The organism is Bullifex sp. (genome assembly GCF_034103065.1).
In the GTDB taxonomy this organism is placed as follows: Bacteria; Spirochaetota; Spirochaetia; order Sphaerochaetales; family Sphaerochaetaceae; genus Bullifex.
In genome coordinates this window covers 1-2,090 of the sequence record NZ_JAXEGN010000189.1, presented here as the reverse complement: position 1 = coordinate 2,090, position 2,090 = coordinate 1, and the positions used below count along the sequence as shown (strand labels likewise).

Here is a 2,090-nt window from a genome sequence, read left to right as displayed (position 1 = left end):
ATTTCTCTTAAGTCTTCAGCTTTTATTCTTTCTTCTCCATTAAATAGAGATAAATTAACAAACTCTGAAAAGATCTTAGGGTCAGAGAAAAAATTCTTTGCTGCGCGATCTTTTTCCTTTGCCATCGCTGCCTCCTTTTTTTGGTTTCTATTAATAATTCAAATAAAAGTTAAAAAAATCGTAATAAAAATGAGGTAAAAACATGAAATTCCAAGCCTTAAGATTTATTATTTCTTTAAGATAAAATGAATTAAAAATTTTTTATTATTTTTTTAGGAGGTACAAAAAATCCTTCCTGGAAAACCAAAGAAGGATAAAGAATATTTTAATCTAGAATTTTAATTTCTTAGCACTTTTCTTAAAAATCATTTCCCTATTTTATTTAATTTCATACGTGTCTAGTTTTATTGACAGCTAATACATTATTTGTCAAAATAAAATTATGAATGAAGAATATTTAATTGTTCGCAAGAAGCAAGATGAGTACTTTAAAAGTGGTAAAACTCTTTCAATAAAAGAGAGAATTAAGAATTTAAAGACTCTTAAAAGTGCTATGAAATCTAATGAATCTCTTTTATTAGAAGCGTTATATAAGGATTTAGGAAAAACTCATTTTGAAGGCTATGAGACAGAGCTAGGTGTTGTATATAGTGAGATTAATCATTTAATAAAGCATACAAAGACATGGGCTAAAAAGAAGAGAGTCGGAACTCCTTTAGCACACTTTCCTTCAAGCTCATATATTCTCAAGCAGCCAAAGGGTAATGTTTTAATTTTTTCACCTTGGAACTACCCTATTCAATTAGCATTAAATCCATTAGCAGCTGCACTTGCAGCTGGCTGTACTGTAATACTGAAGCCTTCAAGATATTCAGAATATACTAGTAAGGCCTTAAAGAAGGTACTTGGAGAGTTCTTTGAGGAAGGACTTGTATATGTTGTTGAGGGTGGTCACCAAGCAAACCAAGACTTACTCGATTTAAGATTTGACCACATCTTCTTTACAGGAAGTCCTAATGTTGGTCGTGTAGTAATGGCAGCTGCTAGTAAAAATGTAACTCCAGTTACACTTGAGCTAGGAGGAAAAAGCCCTGTAATTATTGATGAGAGTGCAAACATTAAGCTAAGTGCAACTAGACTTGCATGGGGAAAATATTTAAATGCAGGACAAACCTGTGTAGCACCTGACTATCTTTTAATAGATGAAAAGGTAAAGGATAGATTTGTAGTAGAGTTTAAAAATGCTATTACAAAAATGTTCTCAACTAATCCTATTACATCACCTGATTTACCAAAGATAATTAATGAAAAGCACTTTGAAAGAGCAAAGAGCCTTCTTAAGTGTGGTAAAATAGTAATTGGCGGAGGCTTTGATAACAACACATTAAAAATTGAACCAACCTTAATTGAGAAGCCTGATTTATCATCACCACTTATGTGTGATGAAATCTTTGCTCCAATTTTACCTTTAATTACTTATAAATCCTTTGACGATGCATTAGAATTTATAAGACAAAGAGAAAAGCCTCTTGCATTCTATATTTTCTCAAAGAATAATGAGAGAGTAAAAAAAGCTCATGAGGTTCTTACCTTTGGTGGTGGATGTGTCATGGACTGTGTTGTACATCTAACTATTCCGAATATGCCTTTTGGAGGAGTTGGTAACTCAGGTCTTGGTTCATACCACTCAAAGCAGGGCTTTGATACCTTCACACATGAGAAGAGTATCCTAAGAAAGAGTCTTCTTTTAGACATACCAGTTAGGTATGCACCATATAATAGTAATCTAAAGGATAAAATTGTAAGATTACTAATGCACTAGGAGATAAAAAATGAAAAAACTATTAGCTATTGTGATGATGTTAATCATTGCATCAACACTATTTGCAGCATTTAATCCTGCTTATAGTGATTACCAGTTCTACAATGTTCATGACTATCAAACAGATAAGGCGTACCTTGAGAAGAGTCTTAATCAGGCAGCTGATAACAGTGAAAAGGCTGAGATCTTATGGAGACTTTCAAGAAACGTATTAACCTTAACAGATGATATTGAGAAAACTAGTGAAAACAAGCAGGCTAGACTTGAT

At 32.5% G+C, this 2,090-nt stretch carries 2 protein-coding genes; both read left to right on the top strand.

What is annotated here, in order from left to right:
• The first annotated feature begins 442 nt into the window (after nucleotides 1-442).
• Nucleotides 443-1,822, top strand: a complete 1,380-nt coding sequence (locus SOY52_RS07300) for an aldehyde dehydrogenase family protein (RefSeq protein ID WP_320848304.1) — start codon at nucleotides 443-445, stop codon at nucleotides 1,820-1,822.
• A gap of 10 nt (nucleotides 1,823-1,832) precedes the next feature.
• Nucleotides 1,833-2,090, top strand: a 258-nt coding sequence (locus tag SOY52_RS07295) for a hypothetical protein (RefSeq protein ID WP_320848303.1), incomplete at its 3' end; no start/stop codon positions are given.